Source organism: Streptomyces sp. NPDC012637 (assembly GCF_042954805.1).
Lineage (GTDB): Bacteria > Actinomycetota > Actinomycetes > Streptomycetales > Streptomycetaceae > Streptomyces.
Genome location: NZ_JBIBDS010000002.1, coordinates 1,001,481 through 1,020,267 on the forward strand (window position 1 = coordinate 1,001,481; position 18,787 = coordinate 1,020,267).

Annotated in this window: 17 protein-coding genes; 14 read left to right on the forward strand and 3 right to left on the reverse strand. The window is 71.8% G+C overall.

What is annotated here, in order from left to right:
• Together ACFY8W_RS12845 and ACFY8W_RS12850 are read left to right on the forward strand one after the other, a co-directional pair.
• A complete protein-coding gene (locus tag ACFY8W_RS12845) occupies positions 1 to 765 on the forward strand; it encodes a response regulator (RefSeq protein ID WP_391103716.1) in 765 nt (254 codons plus the stop codon).
• On the forward strand, positions 762 to 2,189 hold the full coding sequence (locus ACFY8W_RS12850; RefSeq protein WP_391103719.1) for an ATP-binding protein: 1,428 nt from the start codon (positions 762 to 764) through the stop codon (positions 2,187 to 2,189). The genes ACFY8W_RS12845 and ACFY8W_RS12850 overlap by 4 nt, the downstream gene beginning before the upstream one ends.
• Here ACFY8W_RS12850 and ACFY8W_RS12855 read toward each other — a convergent pair.
• Together ACFY8W_RS12855 and ACFY8W_RS12860 are read right to left on the reverse strand one after the other, a co-directional pair.
• Positions 2,154 to 3,014, reverse strand: a complete 861-nt coding sequence (locus ACFY8W_RS12855) for a phosphatidylinositol-specific phospholipase C domain-containing protein (protein ID WP_391103721.1) — start codon at positions 3,012 to 3,014, stop codon at positions 2,154 to 2,156. The genes ACFY8W_RS12850 and ACFY8W_RS12855 overlap by 36 nt on opposite strands.
• Before the next feature lie 69 nt (positions 3,015 to 3,083).
• Entirely contained in the window at positions 3,084 to 3,644 is a 561-nt protein-coding gene (locus ACFY8W_RS12860) for a TetR family transcriptional regulator (protein WP_391103723.1), read from the reverse strand.
• Between the two features lie 145 nt (positions 3,645 to 3,789).
• Here ACFY8W_RS12860 and ACFY8W_RS12865 point away from each other — a divergent pair, with 145 nt between their 5' ends.
• Positions 3,790 to 4,596, forward strand: coding sequence for an alpha/beta fold hydrolase (locus ACFY8W_RS12865; protein WP_391103725.1), 807 nt, complete (start codon positions 3,790 to 3,792; stop codon positions 4,594 to 4,596).
• A 324-nt stretch (positions 4,597 to 4,920) separates the two neighbouring features.
• Here the strand turns inward: ACFY8W_RS12865 and ACFY8W_RS12870 are convergent, their stop codons facing one another.
• Positions 4,921 to 6,759, reverse strand: coding sequence for a 5'-nucleotidase C-terminal domain-containing protein (locus tag ACFY8W_RS12870; protein WP_391103727.1), 1,839 nt, complete (start codon positions 6,757 to 6,759; stop codon positions 4,921 to 4,923).
• Between the two features lie 302 nt (positions 6,760 to 7,061).
• Between ACFY8W_RS12870 and mshD the strand changes: the two genes are divergently transcribed.
• The 11 genes from mshD (at position 7,062) to pstB (ending at position 18,690) form a co-directional block, all read left to right on the forward strand.
• Positions 7,062 to 7,988: a mycothiol synthase gene (gene mshD / locus ACFY8W_RS12875; RefSeq protein ID WP_391103729.1), complete on the forward strand. Its 927-nt coding sequence runs from the start codon at positions 7,062 to 7,064 to the stop codon at positions 7,986 to 7,988.
• A gap of 99 nt (positions 7,989 to 8,087) precedes the next feature.
• Positions 8,088 to 8,486: a GntR family transcriptional regulator gene (locus ACFY8W_RS12880; protein WP_391103732.1), complete on the forward strand. Its 399-nt coding sequence runs from the start codon at positions 8,088 to 8,090 to the stop codon at positions 8,484 to 8,486.
• Complete coding sequence (locus ACFY8W_RS12885) at positions 8,483 to 9,328, forward strand: ATP-binding cassette domain-containing protein (protein ID WP_391103734.1); 846 nt, start codon at positions 8,483 to 8,485, stop codon at positions 9,326 to 9,328. Before ACFY8W_RS12880 ends, ACFY8W_RS12885 begins: the two co-directional genes overlap by 4 nt.
• The gene (locus ACFY8W_RS12890; protein ID WP_391103736.1) at positions 9,325 to 10,326 is read left to right on the forward strand and encodes an ABC transporter permease; all 1,002 of its coding nucleotides are present in this window, start codon (positions 9,325 to 9,327) and stop codon (positions 10,324 to 10,326) included. The genes ACFY8W_RS12885 and ACFY8W_RS12890 overlap by 4 nt, the downstream gene beginning before the upstream one ends.
• Before the next feature lie 217 nt (positions 10,327 to 10,543).
• Positions 10,544 to 12,883, forward strand: a complete 2,340-nt coding sequence (locus tag ACFY8W_RS12895; protein WP_391103739.1) for an RNA degradosome polyphosphate kinase — start codon at positions 10,544 to 10,546, stop codon at positions 12,881 to 12,883.
• Complete coding sequence (locus ACFY8W_RS12900; protein WP_391103742.1) at positions 12,870 to 13,922, forward strand: CHAD domain-containing protein; 1,053 nt, start codon at positions 12,870 to 12,872, stop codon at positions 13,920 to 13,922. The genes ACFY8W_RS12895 and ACFY8W_RS12900 overlap by 14 nt, the downstream gene beginning before the upstream one ends.
• Positions 13,919 to 14,329: an NUDIX domain-containing protein gene (locus ACFY8W_RS12905; protein ID WP_391103745.1), complete on the forward strand. Its 411-nt coding sequence runs from the start codon at positions 13,919 to 13,921 to the stop codon at positions 14,327 to 14,329. Before ACFY8W_RS12900 ends, ACFY8W_RS12905 begins: the two co-directional genes overlap by 4 nt.
• Before the next feature lie 247 nt (positions 14,330 to 14,576).
• The gene (gene pstS / locus ACFY8W_RS12910) at positions 14,577 to 15,713 is read left to right on the forward strand and encodes a phosphate ABC transporter substrate-binding protein PstS (RefSeq protein WP_391103748.1); all 1,137 of its coding nucleotides are present in this window, start codon (positions 14,577 to 14,579) and stop codon (positions 15,711 to 15,713) included.
• A 133-nt stretch (positions 15,714 to 15,846) separates the two neighbouring features.
• Complete coding sequence (gene pstC / locus ACFY8W_RS12915; RefSeq protein ID WP_391103751.1) at positions 15,847 to 16,821, forward strand: phosphate ABC transporter permease subunit PstC; 975 nt, start codon at positions 15,847 to 15,849, stop codon at positions 16,819 to 16,821.
• Positions 16,818 to 17,888: a phosphate ABC transporter permease PstA gene (gene pstA, locus ACFY8W_RS12920; RefSeq protein ID WP_391103754.1), complete on the forward strand. Its 1,071-nt coding sequence runs from the start codon at positions 16,818 to 16,820 to the stop codon at positions 17,886 to 17,888. Before pstC ends, pstA begins: the two co-directional genes overlap by 4 nt.
• A gap of 25 nt (positions 17,889 to 17,913) precedes the next feature.
• The gene (gene pstB, locus ACFY8W_RS12925; RefSeq protein ID WP_391103757.1) at positions 17,914 to 18,690 is read left to right on the forward strand and encodes a phosphate ABC transporter ATP-binding protein PstB; all 777 of its coding nucleotides are present in this window, start codon (positions 17,914 to 17,916) and stop codon (positions 18,688 to 18,690) included.
• The last annotated feature ends 97 nt before the right edge of the window (positions 18,691 to 18,787 follow it).

An 18,787-nucleotide genomic window follows, 5' to 3' on the forward strand; every position in this document is an offset into this window, starting at 1 on the left:
ATGACGGGACAGCAGGGCCAGCAGGGCCGGCACACAGAGGCCGAAGGCGCCGAGCGCATCCTCATCGTCGACGACGAGCCCGCCGTCCGCGAGGCACTCCGGCGCAGCCTCGCGTTCGAGGGTTACGGGACGGAGGACGCCGTGGACGGGCTCGACGCGCTCGCCAAGATGGACTCGTACGCGCCCGACCTCGTCGTCCTCGACGTCCAGATGCCCCGCATGGACGGGCTCACGGCCGCCCGCCGGATCCGGGCCGCCGGCTCGACCGTGCCGATCCTGATGCTGACGGCCCGCGACACGGTCGGCGACCGGGTCACCGGCCTGGACGCGGGCGCCGACGACTACCTCGTGAAGCCCTTCGAGCTGGACGAGCTGTTCGCGCGGATCCGGGCGCTGCTGCGGCGCAGCTCGTACGCGGCCCGGACGGCGTCCGCCGAGGGACCGGCGGGCGAGGTGCTCGCCTTCGAGGACCTGCGGATGGACCTGGCCACGCGGGAGGTGACCCGGGCCGGGCGGCCGGTGGAGCTGACCCGTACCGAGTTCACGCTCCTGGAGATGTTCCTGGCGCACCCGCGGCAGGTGCTCACCCGCGAGCAGATCCTGAAGGCGGTGTGGGGCTTCGACTTCGAGCCGAGTTCGAACTCGCTGGACGTGTACGTGATGTATCTGCGGCGCAAGACGGAGGCGGGCGGCGAGCCGCGCCTGGTGCACACGGTGCGGGGCGTCGGCTACGTGCTGCGCGGCGGGGCCGGGGGCCCGGAGTGAGAAGTCCCCTCGCGTGGTTCCGGTCGCGGCCGCTGCGCTCCAGGCTCGCGCTGCTGACCGCGCTCGCGGTGGCGGTCGCGGTGGCGGCGGTGTCTCTGGCCTGCTGGTTCGTGACGCGGGCGCAGCTGGAGAGCGAGCTGGACTCGGCGCTGCGCAGCAGCAAGGTGGACAACGGCTATCTGAACCTGGTGCTCACCGGCTGCCGGTCGGGCCGTCAGGCGCCTCCGCTGGCCGCGTACACGGTGCAGCTGATCCTGGTCGACGGCACGGTCTGCACGTCCGGCAAGGCGAAGGTCCCGGCGCAGAACGCGGACGTCGCGGTGGCCAACGGGCTGCTCGACGACACGCTGCACACGACGAAGGACGAGGACGGCCGGGAGATGCGGGTGTACACGTACGCCGACCCGAACCGTCCCGGAATGGCCGTGTCACTGGCCCGGCCGCTCTCCGAGGTCGACAACTCGATGTCGACGCTCGGCTGGGTGCTGCTCCTGGTCTCCGGCATCGGCGTGGTCGGCGCGGGCGCGGCCGGGCTGTGGGTGGCACGGACGGGTCTGGCGCCGGTGGACCGGCTGACGGGCGCGGTCGAGCACGTGGCGGCGACCGAGGACCTGACGGTGCGGATCCCGGTGGAGGGCGAGGACGAGATCGCCCGGCTCTCGCGTTCGTTCAACGCGATGACCGCGGCGCTCGCGACCTCCCGGGACCGGCAGGCGCAGCTGATCGCGGACGCGGGGCACGAGTTGCGGACGCCGCTGACCTCGCTCCGTACGAACGTCGAGCTGCTCGCGCGCAGCGAGGAGACGGGCCGCGCGCTGCCGCCGGAGGACCGGCGGGCCCTGATGGCCTCGGTGAAGGCGCAGATGACGGAGCTGGCGGCACTGATCGGCGACCTCCAGGAGCTGTCCCGGCCGGAGGCCGCCGCCCCCGGCCCGCTGGAGGTGGTGCCGCTGCACACCGTCCTGCGCTCGGCGCTCGACCGGGCGCGGCTGCGCGGTCCCGAGCTGCGCTTCGAGACGGATCTCGCGCCCTGGTACGTACGGGCGGAGCCGGCGGCCCTGGAGCGGGCGCTGGTGAACGTCCTGGACAACGCGGTGAAGTTCTCGCCGCCGCGCGGGACGGTCGAGGTGCGGCTGATGCGCGGCGAGCTGACGGTGCGGGACCACGGTCCGGGGATTCCGGCGGACGAGCTGCCGCACGTCTTCGACCGCTTCTGGCGATCGCCGTCGGCGCGGAGCCTGCCTGGTTCGGGGCTCGGCCTGTCGATCGTGGCCCGTACGGTCCGGCAGGCGGGCGGCACGGTGGCGCTCGCCGCGCCGACGGACGGCGGTGGCGGCACGGTGGCGACGGTGCGGCTGCCGGGCGCGCCGACACCGCCGCCGGCGCCCTCAGTTGTGGCGGATGAGGGACTCCACGAGCCCTGAGCGGGTGTTGGGGTAGTCCATGGGGACGATGCCGAGGCCCCTCCAGCCGGCGCCCTCGCCGTCGATCAGCGAGTGCACCTGCGGGTTGAGCCGGTCGGCGTTCCAGCGGGGCGGGAGTCCGGCCGCGGTGGAGACGAAGTTGACGTAGAACGGGCCGGGCCGGGTGGCGGCCTCGCGGAACTGGTCGCGGATCTTGGGCCACTTGGCGAACGGCTCGGCCTGGTAGTCGTCCTGCACGTCGAAGTGGGCGCCGTCGGCCCAGCGCAGTCCGGGCAGTCCGCCGTTGTCGGCGAGGAGCACCACCTTGCCGCGGGCCTCGCCGAGGGTGGGGACGCCGTCGCCGATGCGGAAGAGGGGCCGCCAGCCGCGGTTGTCCAGGTAGTCGTCGAAGATCGCGCGGAAGGTGGCGTCGGAGTCGCTCGAGTACTCCTGCTTGACCCGCATGAGGACGGTCTCGGTGGGGTGGGCGGCGAGGAAGTTCCAGCAGGCGACGAGGACGTCGCCGAACATCAGGTTCTGGTAGAAGGCGCCGTGGTGGATCGCGAAGGATCCCCCGGTGACCCGGCAGCGGATGTCCAGGAACCGGATGCCGCTGTCGAGTTGCTGCGCGATGGTCGTGTTCTGGCACTCGGTCCACAGCCCGCCGTAGCGGGCTCCGGAGTCGTGGGTCCCGGGGATCGTGAGCTTCTGGAGCGGGGTGGGGTCACCGTGGGCAGCCATCCAGTCCTGTGTGCCGAGGGCGGTGGCCGCCCGGGCGGAAGGGGTGCCCACGAGCAGGGCGGCACCGGCTGCGGCGGCGCCCGCGAGAAAGCGTCGTCGGTCCATGGCCCGCACTATGGCACTGCTTGACGTGCCCCTGCCATACTCGCGCACCAACCGGCTACCGCCGGGTATCTACCGCCGGGCATCCGGATCCACCCGCTCCGCGAGCGCCCGCAGTCCGGCCGCGATCTCCCGGGCGTCGGGCGCCGCCTGAGGGTCGGTCAGCCACTGCACCATCACGCCGCTCAGCAGCGCCATGTGCACGGAGCCGAGGGTGCGGACGTCCTCCTCCGCGACCTCGCCCTCCGGCAGGCCCTGCAGCTGCGCAGCCGAGCCGCGCCGCCCCTCCCGCTGGCCCGCCGCGAGCAGCGCGAGCAGCTCGGGCGAGCTCTGCGCGTGCACGAAGGCCTCGACCGAGGCGAGCCAGAGCCAGCGGTGCTCCTCGAAAGAGCGGATCTTGCCGGCCCACAGTTCCTCGAAGTCGCCACTCGCCCCGCCGAACTCCTCGCCCCACTCCTCCATCGCCGCGAACAGCACCTGGTTGAGCAGGGCCTCACGGGAGCCGAAGTGATACCCGATGGCCGCCATGGAGACCCCGGAGGCCGTGGCGATGTCCCGCACGGTGGTGCGCAGATACCCCTTCTCCTCCAGGCAGCGCCGGGCCCCGGCCAGCAGTTTCTCGCGGTTTCCCATGCGGGGATGGTACGCGGGGCAACTCTTTGGGCAGCCGCGCTATACAAACGTATTGCGCATACGATCCATACATCCGTATAGTCGACGCCATCGAGCCGACGCGACGCCAGCGACCGCGCCGGCAGCAACCACGAGGGAGCCGGACATGCGCAAGGACATCCGCGAGGACATCCGCAGGGAACTCACGCTCGCCGACGGCCGCACGCTCTCCTACCTGGACTTCACCCCCGACAGCGCCGGCCGGCCGCTGCTCGCCCTGCACGGCCACCTGTCGGAGGGCGCCTCCTTCGCGCACCTCGCCGAGGCCCTCGGCGACGGATGGCGCGTCATCGCCCCCGACCAGCGCGGCCACGGCGACTCCGACCGGGCCCCCGACTACCGCCGCGAGGGTTACGTCTCCGACGCCCTGGCCCTCATGGACCACCTGGGCCTCGACCGGGTGGCCCTGCTCGGCCACTCGCTCGGAGCGGTCAACGCGTACCACCTCGCCGCCGCCCACCCCGGCCGCGTGGGCGCGCTCGTCGCCACCGACACCGCCGCCCTCCTTCCGGACACCGGTGCGAGCCCGCTCTCCTTCGTTCTCGGCTTCCCCTACACGGCACCCACCCGCGAGGAACTGGCCGCCGCGTGCAGCCCGTTGGGCCCGATGGTCGCCGCCGCAGTGCGCCCCCACGCCGACGGCTGGCGGCTGCCCTTCCACCCGCAGGACACCGTCGACTCCGAGAACCTGGTCCACGGCGACCACTGGGCGGCCTGGCTCGGCAGCACCTGCCCCGCGCTGCTGATCCGCGGCACGGAGAGCCAGGTCCTCACCGCCGCCCACGCCCACGAGATGACCACCCGCCGCCCCGCCACCACCCTGGTCGAGCTGGCCACCGACCACTTCGTGCAACTGCGCGACCCGCGGGGCTTCGAGAGGGCGGTGGGGGAGTTCCTGGCCGGCTGCCGGTGACCGGGAACGCCGAAAAGGCCCACCGCCGCAGGACAGTGGACCCCTTCCCCGCGCCCCCTCCCCGGCGGTCGCCGGGCGGGACATCCCGTACGGGTGGACCGAGACGAAGCCGGTCGCCGTCGCGTTCGTCGCCGTCACGTTCATGACGGCCGCCGTCACGCCCGTGGTCGGCACCCCGCCGCGGCCCGCGACCTGCAGGTTCAGCGTCTTGGCCGCGCCCACCTGGGCCTTCGGCGCGCCGACGGTGAACAGCCGCGTTCAGAAAGGCGGAAGGGGCGGTGCCCGCCGCAGCGGACACCGCCCCTCACCCTGTGCTTCCGAGGGCTACTTCACGACCGTGATCCGGTCCGCCGCCGGCACCTGCAGCGGTGCCGTCGCCGAGGAGTGGGCCGCCAGGTAGGCGTTGAAGAGGTCCAGGTCCGAGGCGCCGACCAGCTTGTTGGTGCCGGTCGCCAGGGCCGGGAAGCCGTCGCCGCCGCCCGCGAGGAACTCGTTCATCGCGACCCGGTAGGTCTTCGACGGGTCGATCGGCTCGCCGTTCAGCTTGATGCTGCCGTCGACCACGCGGTCCGCGCCCGTCTTGGTCATGTCGAGCGTGTAGGTCAGGCCCTTCGAGACCTGGAGGATCTTCACCGCGTTCAGGTTCGAGCCGCTGACCTGCTGCTTCAGCGCGGCGATCACGTTCGCGCCGGACAGGTCGACCACGTTCATCATGTTGGTGAACGGCTGCACCGTGAAGGCCTCGCCGTAGGTCACCACGCCGTCGCCCTCGCTGCCGGACGCCTTGTAGACCAGGTCCGCGCGGATGCCGCCCGGGTTCATGAAGGCGATCTGCGCGCCGCCCTTGTCCGCCGGGGCCAGGCCCTCCAGCTGGGCGTCGGCGATCACGTCGCCGAGCGGCTTCTCGTAGGCCGTGGAGCCGCGGCCGTTGATGTCGGCGGCGATGAAGCCCTGCGGCCGGTTGGCGATCGGGGCCGCGAGGTCCTTCCAGTCCTGGATGAGCTTGGTCATGTCGCCGGCCTTCGGCACGTCACGCGAGACGACGTGGTTGGCCGAGTCGACCGCGGTGCGGACGATGTCCTTGCTGCGGCGGTCGTAGGTCAGCGTGGTGTCGTTGTACAGCTTGCCGAACGAGGACGCCGAGGTGACCAGGCGCGGCTTGCCCGACGGGTCGGGGATGGTGCACACGTACGCCTGGTGGGTGTGGCCCGTGACCATCGCGTCGACCTGCGGCGAGACGTTCTTGGCGATGTCGACGATCGCGCCGGACACGCCCTCGCCCTCGCCGTCGCCGTCACCGTCGCAGTTGTAGTTGTACGCGCCCGAGGCCGGCATGCCGCCCTCGTGGACCAGGGCGACGATGGACTTGACGCCCTTGCGCTCCAGGATCTTCGTGTACTTGTTGATCGTCTCGACCTCGTCGCCGAACTTCAGGCCCTTGACGCCCTCGGCGGTCACGACGTTCGGGGTGCCCTCCAGGGTCACGCCGATGAAGCCGATGCGGACGCCGTCCTTCTCCCAGATGAAGTACGGGTCGAGGATCGGCTTGCCGGACTTCTCGTTCGTCACGTTGGCCGCGAGGTACGGGAAGTCGGCGCCCTGGAAGGGCTCGAAGCCCTTCTCCGCGCCGAAACAGCCGGCGGTCGGGTGACAGCCGCCGTTCTGCATGCGGGCCAGCTCGACCGCGCCCTCGTCGAACTCGTGGTTGCCCACCGAGGTGACGTCGAGGTCGAGGCCGTTGAGCGCGTGGATGGTCGGCTCGTCGTGGAAGAGGCCCGACACCAGCGGCGAGGCGCCGATCATGTCACCGGCCGCGGCCGTGATGGAGTAACGGTTCCCCTCACGGGCCTTGCGCAGGTGCGTGGCCAGGTACTCGACACCGCCCGCGTCGATCTTCTCGGTGGTGCCGTCCTCCTTGACCCGGGTGACCTGTCCGGAGGAGCCGGACGGCGGCTCCAGGGTGCCGTGGAGGTCGTTGAAGGAGAGGAGCTGGACGTCGACCATGCGGCCCCAGCCCTTGCCGTTGCCGTAGCCGGCCTCCTCGGCCTGGTCCTGCGAGGCGCCGGCCGGCAGCGCCGCCACCAGCGCACCGACGGTGGCGAGTCCCGCTCCGGCGGCGAGTATCCGCCGCCCCGCCTTGTTCTTCTTCCGCGTCGCTGCCATTTCTCCCCAGTTCCCTGAACGACTCCGGTGCTGCCCGCGCAGCCTAGAGTCAACGCGCGTAGCGCAACAGGGGGTCACGGGTTACGAGCTGGTTGCCTTTGTCACTCCGCGCGGCGTACGCCCCGCCCGGCGACCTTCCGGCGACCGGCCCGGCCCGCTGCCCGGCGACCATCCCGTCCGCCGTACGCCGTCCGCCTCCCCCGTCCGCCGTACGCCGTCCCCCGCCCCCGGTCCGCCGTCCACCTGACAGTGTCCGGGTGATCTCCCACGGGCCGGAGCGGCGCGGCCGTAGGCTCGTAGGCATGACTTCTGACGCGGCGCCGGCCCTCGAACCCGGCCGGCAGATCAACAGTTACGAAGAGCTGGGCCCCGAGCAGGTCGAGGCCGTCCTCGACCTCCTGGAGGCCGCCGACCGCGCCGACGGGGTGCACGCCGTGTCCGAGCAGGGGCGGCTCTATCTGCGTCACGGCAGGCGGGAGGGCGTGCGGCACTTCCTGCTCACCGTCGGCTCGCACCTCTACGGCTACGCCCAGCTGGAGGAGACCGACCCGGTCGAGGCCCCGGCCGCCGAGCTGGTCGTCCACCCCTCGCACCGCGGCCGCGGCCACGGCCGCGCGCTCGGCACCGCGCTGCTCGACGCGTCCGGCAAGCGGCTGCGGGTCTGGGCGCACGGCGGCAAGTCGGCGGCGCGGCACCTGGCCCAGGTGCTCGGGCTCACCCTGTTCCGGGAACTGCGTCAGCTGCGCCGGCCGTTGGTGCCGCTCGACATCCCGGAGCCGGAGTTCCCGGAGGGCGTCACCGTGCGCACCTTCGTGCCCGGCCAGGACGACTCGGCCTGGCTCGCGGTGAACGCGGCGGCCTTCGCCCACCACCCGGAGCAGGGCTCGCTGACCCAGCGGGACCTGGACGACCGGATGGCGGAGCCGTGGTTCGACCCGAAGGGCTTCTTCCTGGCGGAGCGGGACGGGAAGCTGATCGGCTTCCACTGGACGAAGGTCCACGCCGAGGAGCAGCTGGGCGAGGTGTACGTGGTGGGCGTGGGGCCGGACGCCCAGGGCGGCGGCCTCGGCAAGGCGCTGACGGCGGTCGGCCTGCGGCACCTGGCGGCGCAGACGCTGCCGACGGCGATGCTGTACGTGGACGCGGACAACACGGCGGCGGTGCGGGTGTACGAGGGGCTCGGCTTCCGGACCCACGAGGTGGACCTGATGTACCGCACGGAGTCCTAGGGACGGGGGCAACACCGGGCGCGAAGGGGGCGGTTGACACCGCCCCCTTCTTTGCACCACCCTTTCACTACTTGATTAGTGAAAGGGTGGTGTTGGTACGTGCTCGCCTACCGCATCGACCGGCGCAGCGGGGTCGCCACCTACCTCCAGATCGTCCAGCAGACCAAACAGGCGCTGCGGATGGGCCTCCTGGAGCCCGGTGACCGGCTGCCGACGGCCCGCGAGGTCGTCGAGGCCACCGCCATCAACCCGAACACGGTCCTCAAGGCCTACCGCGAGCTGGAACGCGAAGGCCTCGTCGAGGCCCGCCGCGGCCTCGGCACCTTCGTCCGCGCCACCCTCGGCACCGGCCCCGCCGGCTCGCCGCTGCGCGGCGAACTCTCCGACTGGGCCCGCCGGGCCCGCGCGGAGGGCCTGGAGCGGGACGACGTGGCGGCCCTCTTCACCTCCGTACTGAACGAATTCTTCGAGAACGAGCACAACAAGGGGGACGCATGACACCGGAGACCGCGCTGAGGGCGGAAGGCCTCGGCACACGCTACGGAGGACGGTCCCGGCCCTGGGCGCTGCGCGACTGCTCCTTCGCCCTGCCGGCCGGCCGCGTCTGCGCCCTCGTCGGCCCCAACGGCGCCGGCAAGTCCACCCTGCTCGCCCTCGCGGCGGGCCTGCTCCGCCCCACCGAGGGCACCATCGGGGCGCCGCCACGGGAACGCCTCGCCTACGTGGCGCAGGACAAGCCGCTGTACCCGCGGCTGACCGTCGCCGACACCCTGCGCATGGGCCACGAGCTCAACCCGGACCGCTGGGACGAGGCCACCGCCCTTCGGGTGATCGCCGACGAGCTCGCGCCGGACTCCCTCGTCCGCAACCTCTCCGGCGGACAGCGCACCCGCGTCGCCCTGGCCCTCGCCCTGGGCAAGCGTCCCGAACTACTGCTGCTCGACGAGCCGATGGCCGACCTCGACCCGCTCGCCCGCCACCAGCTGATGGGCCTGCTGATGGCCGACGCCGCCGAGCACGGCACCACCGTCGTGATGTCCTCGCACATCCTCACCGAGCTGGAGGGCGCCTGCGACCATCTGCTGCTGCTCCAGAACGGGCGGATCCGCCTGGACGGCGACGTCGACGACCTCCTCTCCGGGCACGTCCTGCTCACCGGGCCCGCCACCGGCGCCGACCTCGCCCCGCACACCGTCGTCGACTCCCGCACGACGGGCCGCCAGCTCACCGCGCTGATACGCCGCGAGGGACCCGTCGAGGGCCCGTGGGAGGTCACCGACCCCACCCTGGAGGACCTCCTCCTCGCCCACCTCCGCACTCCCGAAGGAGCCCGGTCATGAGCACCCTCGCGCCGAAGGGCCTCGCCTGGGTGACGGTCCGCCAGTTCCGCCGGACGCTGTGGGCGGCCGCGGCCCTCGTGGCCCTCGCCCTCGCCGGCACCGTCGCACTGCGCGTCTGGGACGCCCGGACGCCCGACCGCTGGGTGGACGGCTCCTGGGTCCGCGGCGACGACAACCTCGCCTACGAGGTGCTGCGCCTGGCCATGGAGTACGCGGCGGTGTACCTGCTCCTGCTGGTGCCGGTCGCGGGCGCGTTCGTCGCGGGCCCGCTCGTCGCCCGCGAGTTCGAGACCGGCACCTACCGGCTGAGCCTCACCCAGTCCGTCGCCCCGGCCGCATGGCTGCGCGCCAAGGTCCTCACCGCGGGCGTCGCCGCCGTCGTCACCACGCTCGCCCTGATGGGCGTCTTCCGGATCGGCTGGAGCCGGGTCTCGGGCACGTACCCGTTCGCCTGGGGCGACCGCGGACCGTACGAGGCCGGCGGCGTCGTGCTCCTCGCGTACGTCGTCGCCGCCGTCGGCGTCGGCACCCTCGTGGGCCTCCTCGTGCGGCGCACCCTGCTCGCCATGGCGGCCACCGGCCTGGTCATGGGCGTGGTGCTGATGGTCCTCGGCGCCCTACGCTGGTCCTTCATGCCGGTCCTCACGGTCACCGGACCGGTCGGCCCCACCCTGGAGACACCCGGGAACGCCCTCACGATGCGGACGGGCATGACCACCCGCTCAGGCGGACGGATGGACGACGCGGTCTGCTGGGACCGGGCCGCGGCGGCCGTCCCCGACGACGGATGGATGCCGTCCGACGAGGCGTGGAACAACACGTGGAACAAGGCGTACGACTCCTGCCTCACCGACCACGGCGTGACCGGCCAGTACCTCGACTACCACCCGTACTCCCACTACTGGCCCACCCAGCTCATCGAGTCCGGCATCCTCCTCGCCGTCGCCGCCGTCGCGCTCCTCGCCGCCTTCCGCGTGCTGCGCGCGCGGCTCCCGTAGGCGCGCGCGGACCCCGGGCGGGGCCCGATGCGGCCCCGCCCCCGATTCCCTCACGTCACGTCCCCGTTACCAACCATTCAGACGCGCTTGCGACGCTCACGCAATGAAGCGCTCCGTGCCCGCACACCCGAGGGGAAGACTTCCCAAAGGAAGACTCCCCTCCACCACGGCCCGCTCCGACGCGCCCGACCAGCCCTTCGCGCGGAAGAATGGGGCCATGAGCCAGCAGCCCGCCGAGGTCCCGGTCCAGTCGTCCACGAACGCGTCCGCCAAGACGAACGCGAAGACGGCCGCGAAGGCGTCCAAGACGTCCCCCCGCACGTCCACGTCCAGCACGGCCAAGGCGGCCGAGGCGGCCGAACAGCACGCCCAGCCGTCCCTCGGGTCCATAGCCGCACACCGCCCGCACGCCGTGAACGGCGGCGCCGTGAGCGACCTCGCGCCCGACCTGGACGCCGACCTCGACGTGTACGAGGAGGACGGCGCCGCGGGCGAGCTCCCCCAGGGCCGCTTCCTCGACCGGGAGCGCAGCTGGCTCGCGTTCAACGAACGCGTCCTCGAACTCGCCGAAGACCCGAACACGCCCCTCCTCGAACGGGCGAACTTCCTCGCGATCTTCGCGTCGAACCTCGACGAGTTCTTCATGGTCCGGGTCGCGGGACTCAAGCGCCGCATCGCGACCGGCGTCGCCACCCGCTCCGCCTCCGGCCTGCAGCCCCGAGAGGTCCTCGACCTCATCTGGACCCGCTCGCGCGAGCTCATGGCCCGGCACGCCGCCTGCTACCAGCAGGACGTCGCCCCGGCCCTCGCCGACGAGGGCATCCACCTGATCCGCTGGCCCGAGCTCACCGAGAAGGAGCAGGCGCGCCTCTTCACCCTGTTCCGACAGCAGATCTTCCCGGTCCTCACCCCGCTGGCCGTGGACCCGGCGCACCCCTTCCCGTACATCTCCGGCCTCTCCCTCAACCTCGCCGTCGTCGTCCGGAACCCGGTCAGCGGCCACCGCCACTTCGCGCGCGTCAAGGTGCCGCCGCTGCTCTCCCGCTTCCTGGAAGCCTCCCCCGAGCGCTACGTCCCGCTGGAGGACGTCATCGCCGCGCACCTGGAGGAGCTCTTCCCCGGCATGGAGGTGCTGGCCCACCACATGTTCCGGGTGACCAGGAACGAGGACCTGGAGGTCGAGGAGGACGACGCCGAGAACCTGCTCCAGGCCCTGGAGAAGGAGCTCATGCGGCGCCGCTTCGGCCCGCCGGTGCGCCTGGAGGTCGAGGAGTCCATCGACCCGTACGTGCTCGACCTGCTGGTGCGCGAGCTGAAGATCTCCGACGCCGAGGTCTACCCGCTGCCCGGCCCGCTGGACCTCACCGGCCTCTTCGGCATCGCGTCCCTGGACCGGCCCGAGCTCAAGTACCCCAAGTTCGTCGCCGGCACCCACCGCGACCTCGCCGAGGTCGAGTCCGCCTCCGCGCCCGACATCTTCGCCGCCGTGCGCGAGCGGGACGTGCTGCTCCACCACCCGTACGACTCCTTCTCCACCTCCGTGCAGGCCTTCCTGGAGCAGGCGGCGGCCGACCCCGACGTCCTCGCGATCAAGCAGACGCTGTACCGCACCTCCGGCGACTCGCCGATAGTCGACGCCCTGATCGACGCCGCCGAGTCCGGCAAGCAGGTCCTCGTCCTCGTCGAGATCAAGGCCCGCTTCGACGAGCAGGCCAACATCAAGTGGGCGCGCAAGCTGGAGGAGTCCGGCTGCCACGTCGTCTACGGCCTCGTCGGCCTCAAGACCCACTGCAAGCTCTCCCTGGTGGTCCGCCAGGAGGGCGAGGTCCTGCGCCGCTACAGCCACGTCGGCACCGGCAACTACCACCCGAAGACCGCCCGCCTCTACGAGGACCTCGGGCTGCTCACCGCCGACCCGCAGGTCGGCGCGGACCTCTCCGACCTGTTCAACCGGCTCTCCGGCTACTCACGCCGCGAGACCTACCGGCGACTGCTCACCGCGCCCAAGTCGCTGCGCGACGGCCTGGTCTCCCGGATCAACAAGGAGATCGCCCACCACCGCGCCGGCCGGCCCGCGTACGTGAAGATCAAGGTCAACTCGATGGTCGACGAGGCCGTCATCGACGCCTGCTACCGGGCCTCCCAGGCCGGTGTGCCGGTCGACATCTGGGTCCGCGGCATCTGCGCCGTACGGCCCGGCGTCGAGGGCCTGTCCGAGAACATCCGGGTCCGCTCGATCCTGGGCCGCTTCCTGGAGCACTCCCGCGTCTTCGCCTTCGGCAACGGCGGCGAGCCCGAGGTCTGGCTCGGCAGCGCCGACATGATGCACCGCAACCTGGACCGCCGCATCGAGGCCCTGGTCCGGGTCGCCGACCCCGCCCACCGGGCCGCCCTGACCCGGCTCATGGAGACCGGGATGTCCGACACCACCTCCTCCTGGCACCTCGGACCGGACGGGAACTGGACGCGGCACGCGACCGACCCCGAGGGCCAGCCCCTGCGGCACGTCCAGGAGATGCTCATCGACGCGCGGAGGCGCCGGCGTGCACAACCCTGACATCACCTCGGAGATCCCGACGGGCGCCGGCCCGGCCACGGCTCCGGACGCCACCGCGTCCGAGGTCTCGGCGGGCGAGGTCCTCGCCCCGTACCTGCACGCCCGGGCCGCGGACTTCCTCCGCGGCCTGCGGCTGCACACCGAGAGCGGCGCCGACACCCGCGGCGCGGAGGAGGCCGCCCGCACCCTGCGGGCGGCGGCCCGCCGGATCAGCGGCACCCTCCACACCTTCCGCCCGCTCCTGGACGGCGTCTGGGCCGACCAGCTGCGCACCGAGCTGGCCTGGCTCTCCGGCACCCTGGCCCTCGAGCACGCCTGCACCTCCCGGCTCGTCCGCCTGGTCGACGCGCTGTCCCGGCTGTCGAGCGACGGCGGCCCGCACGGCGGCGGCCCGGTGCCCGCCGCCCGCGGTGCGGAGAGCAGCCGGGGCCTGGCCGTCGGCGCCGCCCGGGCCGGCGCCCTCCTCGAACGCCAGCTGACCCTCGCCAGGACCCGCGCCCACTCCGCAGCGCTCCAGGCCCTCGGCTCCTCCCGCTTCCACGCCGTCGCCGACGCCGTCGCCCTGCTCGCCTCCGAGGTGCCGCTCGGCCCGGCCGGCTCCGCCCGCGCCGCCGAGGTCCTGGACGCGCCCGCGCTGGTCGTCGAGCACCGGCTGCTCGACGCGGTCGGCGCGCTGCCGCTGTCCCGCGCCGCCCACCCGTACAACGCCGAAGCCCTCGCGCTCGCCGCCGCCGAGGCCCAGGACACGCCCTGGCACCAGACCCGCAGCCTGCTCCGGCTGCACCGCTACGCCGGGGAGGTGCTGCGCGGCGGCGCCGAACCGGACCCCGTGCTCTACGAGGCCGGCCGCGCCCTGGACCGGCACCGGGACGCCGCCGAGGCCGCCGCGGCCGCGGCCACCGCCGCCCGCACCCCCCGGATCGCCCCGGCCACCGCCTACGCCCTGGGCGTCCTCCACGCCGACCAGCGCCACGAGGTCGAGGCCGCCCGCTTCGCCTTCCAGCGCGCCTGGTCCCGGGCGGCCGTGGCAGTGCCGTGATCCTGGCGGCGGGCGTCGTGCTGTGGCGACCGGCCACGGCGGGCGAGGGCGGTTCCACCGCCCTCGAGATCGCCCTCGTCCACCGCCCCAAGTACGACGACTGGTCGCACCCGAAGGGCAAGCTCAAGCGCGGCGAGACCCTCGCGGCCTGCGCACTGCGCGAGGTCAAGGAGGAAACCGGCCAGTCCTGCGAACTGGGCACCCGACTGCCGTCCGTGCAGTACCTCGCGCACGGCCGCCCGAAGGAGGTCCACTACTGGGCGGCCCGCGCACTCGGCGGCACCTTCGTCCCCACCAGGGAGATCGACGCCCTGCTCTGGCTGACGCCCGCCGAGGCCCGCACCCGCCTCACCCAGCCGCGGGACCGCGAGCTCCTGGACGCCCTCCTCGCGACGACGGCCCACTAGACCGTTTCCTCCGGATCAGGGGCCGGATCCACGGGGTGTCGCGCGGCACGGCCGGTTTCGCACCTCACCTTCCGGCATGGTTCACCTGCCGTTCACCCTCCCCCGTCGGCGGCTTCACCTGTTCTGCCTAATTTCGGCTGTACCGGGTGCAGAGCACAGCGATGCACCCACCACCCCGACACGCGCCGCCGTACAACGTCAGGACACACGGTCCACGGCAGGCGACTTCTGGAAGGAACACCCGAAAGTGAAGCTTTCGCGCAAGAACGGGCTTCGCGCCTCCGCGATCGGTGCCCTCGTCGTCTCCGGCGCGCTCGTCCTCTCGGCGTGTGGTTCGGACGAGAACACCGCGCCCACCAAGGACGGCGGCAAGACGTCCGCCGCGGCGTCGAACATCAAGTGCGACGGCGCCAAGGGCCAGCTGCTCGCCGCCGGCTCCAGCGCGCAGAAGAACGCGATGGACCTCTGGGTCAAGAACTTCCAGGCCGCCTGCTCGGGCGTCGAGATCAACTACCAGCCGATCGGTTCCGGCGGCGGCATCACCAAGTTCAACCAGGGCCAGGTCTCCTTCGCCGGCTCCGACTCCGCCCTGAAGGACGAAGAGGTCGCCGAGTCGCAGAAGATCTGCAAGGGCGGCAAGGGCGTCAACCTGCCGATGGTCGGCGGCCCCATCGCCATCGGTTACAAGCTGGACGGCGTCGACAACCTGGTCCTGGACGCCTCCACCATCGCCAAGATCTTCGACAACAAGATCACCAAGTGGAACGACCCGGCGATCGCCAAGCTGAACCCGGGCGCCAAGCTTCCCGACTCCACCATCCAGGCCTTCCACCGCTCGGACGAGTCGGGCACCACCCAGAACCTGGGCAAGTACCTGTCGACCGCCGCCGCGGCCGACTGGAAGTACGACCCGAAGTCGAAGTCGTGGCCCGCCCAGGGCGGCCAGGCCGCCAACGGCTCCTCCGGCGTCGCCACCGCGGTCAAGGACGCCGAGGGCTCCATCGGCTACTTCGAGCTCTCCTACGCGACCGCCAACAAGATCTCCACGGTCAGCATCAGCACCGGCGCCGCCGCCCCGGTCGCCGCGACCACGGAGAACGCCTCCAAGGCCATCGCCGCCGCCAAGATCAAGGGCACCGGCAGCGACCTGGCGCTGTCCCTCGACTACGCCACCAAGGCCGAGGGCGCCTACCCGATCGTCCTCGTCACCTACGAGATCGCCTGCGACAAGGGCAACAAGGCCGAGACCCTCTCGACCCTGAAGGCCTTCCTGAACTACACCGCCAGCGAGGAGGGCCAGAAGGTCCTCTCCGACGCCGGCTACGCCCCGCTCCCGGCCGAGATCGCGACCAAGGTCCGCGAGATCGTCCCCACCCTGTCCTGACCCCAGGCCGGGCGCGGCCCCTCACCTCCCGTAATGGGGCCGCGCCCGGCATCCGGTGCACCGCCGCCAGGAGCCCGTACCCACGCGACCCACGCATCGCGCTCGTACCAGCTCCGCAGACCGGAGAAAACAGATGTCTACGACGACACCAGACATACGAAAGGGCCGTCGCGCCAAGAGCGCGACCCGCCCCGGTGACCGCATCTTCAGCGGCCTGTCCCGCGGATCCGGCATCACCCTGCTCGTGATCATGGCCGCGATCGCGGTCTTCCTGACCTACCGCGCCGTCCTCGCCATCTCGAAGGACAGCACGAACTTCTTCACCACCTTCGAGTGGAACCCGGCCGGCACCCCGCCGGTCTTCGGCATCGCCGTCCTCGCCTTCGGCACGATCGTCTCCTCGGTCATCGCCATGGCGATCGCCGTGCCGGTCGCGATCGGCATCGCGCTGTTCATCTCGCACTACGCGCCGCGCAAGCTGGCCAAGCCGCTCGCGTACGTGGTCGACCTGCTCGCCGCCGTGCCCAGCATCATCTACGGCCTCTGGGGCGCGATCTTCCTGGTGCCCTACCTCGACGGCCTGAACAAGTGGCTCGACCAGTACATGGGCTGGACGTACATCTTCGACAAGTCCAGCGACGGCGTCGCCCGCAACATGTTCACCGTCGGCATCCTGCTGGCGATCATGATCCTCCCGATCATCACCAACGTGACCCGTGAGGTCTTCCTCCAGGTCCCGCGGATGCACGAGGAGGCCGCGCTCGCCCTCGGCGCCACGCGCTGGGAGGTCATCCGCATGTCGGTGCTGCCCTTCGGCCGCTCCGGCATCATCTCCGCCTCCATGCTGGGCCTCGGCCGCGCCCTCGGCGAGACGATGGCCGTGGCCGTCGTCCTCTCGCCCAGCTTCGTCCTGTCGGGCCACCTGCTCGACCCGGGCGGCGGCACCTTCGCCCAGAACATCGCCGCGAAGTTCAACGAGGCCAACGAGTACGGACGGGACGCGCTGATCGCCTCCGGTCTCGTCCTCTTCGTCATCACCCTGCTGGTCAACGGCGCCGCCCGCATGATCATTGCGCGCCGCAAGGAGTACTCGGGGGCGAACGCATGAGCCACGCGATCCAGGAGCGTCCCGTGACCGCGACCCCGCGCCGTCCGCTCTCCCACGCCCGCCTCCCCCGCTGGACGCCGGCCGCCGTCGCCGTCGGCTCGATCGCCGCGGGCTGCGGCATCGGCCTCGCCGCCGGCTGGCACAGCAAGGTCCAGTGGGGCCTCGTCGCCGCACTGGTCTTCGTCCTCGCGACGTATGCCATCACCACCAAGGTGGAGGGCTCCCGCCAGGCCAAGGACCGCGTCGCGACCAGCCTGATCTGGGTCAGCTTCGTCCTCGCCGTCGTCCCGCTGCTCTCCCTCGCCTGGGTCACGATCAGCAAGGGCCTGGAAGTCCTCGACGGCTACTTCCTCTCCCACTCGATGAACGGCGTCCTCGACGCCGAAGCCGGCGGCGGCGTCTACCACGCGCTGCTCGGCACCATCGAGCAGGTCGGCATCGCGACCCTGATCGCCGCCCCGATCGGCCTGCTGACCGCGGTCTACCTCGTCGAGTACGGCGGCGGAAGGCTCGCCCAGGCGGTCACCTTCTTCGTCGACGTCATGACGGGCATCCCGTCGATCGTCGCGGGCCTCTTCGTCCTCGCCACCTGGAACCTGATGCTGGGCTTCGGGCCCTCCGGGTTCGCCGGCGCGATGGCCCTCGCGATCCTGATGATGCCGGTCGTGGTCCGCTCCACCGAGGAGATGCTGAAGCTCGTCCCGAACGAGCTGCGCGAGGCCTCCCTGGCCCTCGGCGTCCCCAAGTGGCGCACGATCCTGAAGGTGGTCCTGCCCACCGCGATCGGCGGCATCACCACGGGCGTCATGCTCGCGGTCGCCCGCATCACCGGTGAGACGGCCCCCGTCCTGCTCCTCGTGTTCGGTACGAAGCTCATCAACCCGAACCCCTTCGAAGGCGCCCAGTCCTCCCTGCCGCTGTACGTGTACGAGCAGTACGCGGTCGGCACCGACGCCTCGGTGGCCCGTGCCTGGGCCGCCGCGCTCGTCCTGATCGCCTTCGTCATGATCCTCAACCTGGTGGCCCGCGGCATCGCCCGCTGGAAGGCCCCCAAGACCGGCCGCTGACGCGGCACACTGGAAGTGAACTGATATGGCCAAGCGAATCGACGTCAGCGGCCTCTCCGCGTACTACGGCAACCACAAGGCGATCGACGACATCTCGATGACCGTCGAGCCGCGCTCCGTGACGGCCTTCATCGGCCCGTCCGGCTGCGGCAAGTCCACCTTCCTGCGCACCCTGAACCGCATGCACGAGGTCACCCCCGGTGGCCGCGTCGAGGGCAAGGTGATGCTGGACGACGAGAACCTGTACGGCGCGGGCGTCGACCCGGTGGCCGTGCGCCGCACCGTCGGCATGGTCTTCCAGCGCCCGAACCCCTTCCCCACCATGTCGATCTTCGACAACGTGGCGGCGGGCCTGCGTCTCAACGGCAAGTACCGCAAGGCCGAGCTCAACGACGTCGTCGAGCGCTCCCTCAAGGGCGCCAACCTCTGGAACGAGGTCAAGGACCGCCTCAACAAGCCGGGCTCCGGCCTCTCCGGCGGTCAGCAGCAGCGCCTGTGCATCGCCCGCGCCATCGCGGTCGAGCCGGACGTCCTGCTGATGGACGAGCCCTGCTCGGCCCTCGACCCGATCTCCACCCTCGCCATCGAGGACCTGATCGGCGAGCTGAAGGAGCGGTTCACGATCGTCATCGTGACCCACAACATGCAGCAGGCCGCGCGCGTCTCGGACCGCACCGCGTTCTTCAACCTGGCGGCGGTGGGCCAGCCCGGCAAGCTGATCGAGCTGGACGACACCGAGCGCATCTTCTCCAACCCGAGCGTCCAGGCGACCGAGGACTACATCTCCGGCCGCTTCGGATAAACACGTCATGCGGTGCTGCATGGCGGTGCCACCGCACGACGAAATGGGCCCGGCTCCCCTCACGGGGAGCCGGGCCCAACCACTTCCCGGGGCGGGA

What these genes read in the sequence shown, in the direction of transcription:
- pstB (WP_391103757.1), top strand. Translation starts at nt 17,914, where the DNA reads ATGGCCAAGCGAATCGACGTCAGCGGCCTCTCCGCGTACTACGGCAAC.
- ACFY8W_RS12895 (WP_391103739.1), top strand. Translation starts at nt 10,544, where the DNA reads ATGAGCCAGCAGCCCGCCGAGGTCCCGGTCCAGTCGTCCACGAACGCG.
- ACFY8W_RS12855 (WP_391103721.1), bottom strand. Translation starts at nt 3,014, where the DNA reads ATGGACCGACGACGCTTTCTCGCGGGCGCCGCCGCAGCCGGTGCCGCC.
- mshD (WP_391103729.1), top strand. Translation starts at nt 7,062, where the DNA reads ATGACTTCTGACGCGGCGCCGGCCCTCGAACCCGGCCGGCAGATCAAC.
- ACFY8W_RS12870 (WP_391103727.1), bottom strand. Translation starts at nt 6,759, where the DNA reads ATGGCAGCGACGCGGAAGAAGAACAAGGCGGGGCGGCGGATACTCGCC.
- ACFY8W_RS12860 (WP_391103723.1), bottom strand. Translation starts at nt 3,644, where the DNA reads ATGGGAAACCGCGAGAAACTGCTGGCCGGGGCCCGGCGCTGCCTGGAG.
- pstA (WP_391103754.1), top strand. Translation starts at nt 16,818, where the DNA reads ATGAGCCACGCGATCCAGGAGCGTCCCGTGACCGCGACCCCGCGCCGT.
- ACFY8W_RS12845 (WP_391103716.1), top strand. Translation starts at nt 1, where the DNA reads ATGACGGGACAGCAGGGCCAGCAGGGCCGGCACACAGAGGCCGAAGGC.
- ACFY8W_RS12865 (WP_391103725.1), top strand. Translation starts at nt 3,790, where the DNA reads ATGCGCAAGGACATCCGCGAGGACATCCGCAGGGAACTCACGCTCGCC.
- ACFY8W_RS12885 (WP_391103734.1), top strand. Translation starts at nt 8,483, where the DNA reads ATGACACCGGAGACCGCGCTGAGGGCGGAAGGCCTCGGCACACGCTAC.
- ACFY8W_RS12890 (WP_391103736.1), top strand. Translation starts at nt 9,325, where the DNA reads ATGAGCACCCTCGCGCCGAAGGGCCTCGCCTGGGTGACGGTCCGCCAG.
- pstC (WP_391103751.1), top strand. Translation starts at nt 15,847, where the DNA reads ATGTCTACGACGACACCAGACATACGAAAGGGCCGTCGCGCCAAGAGC.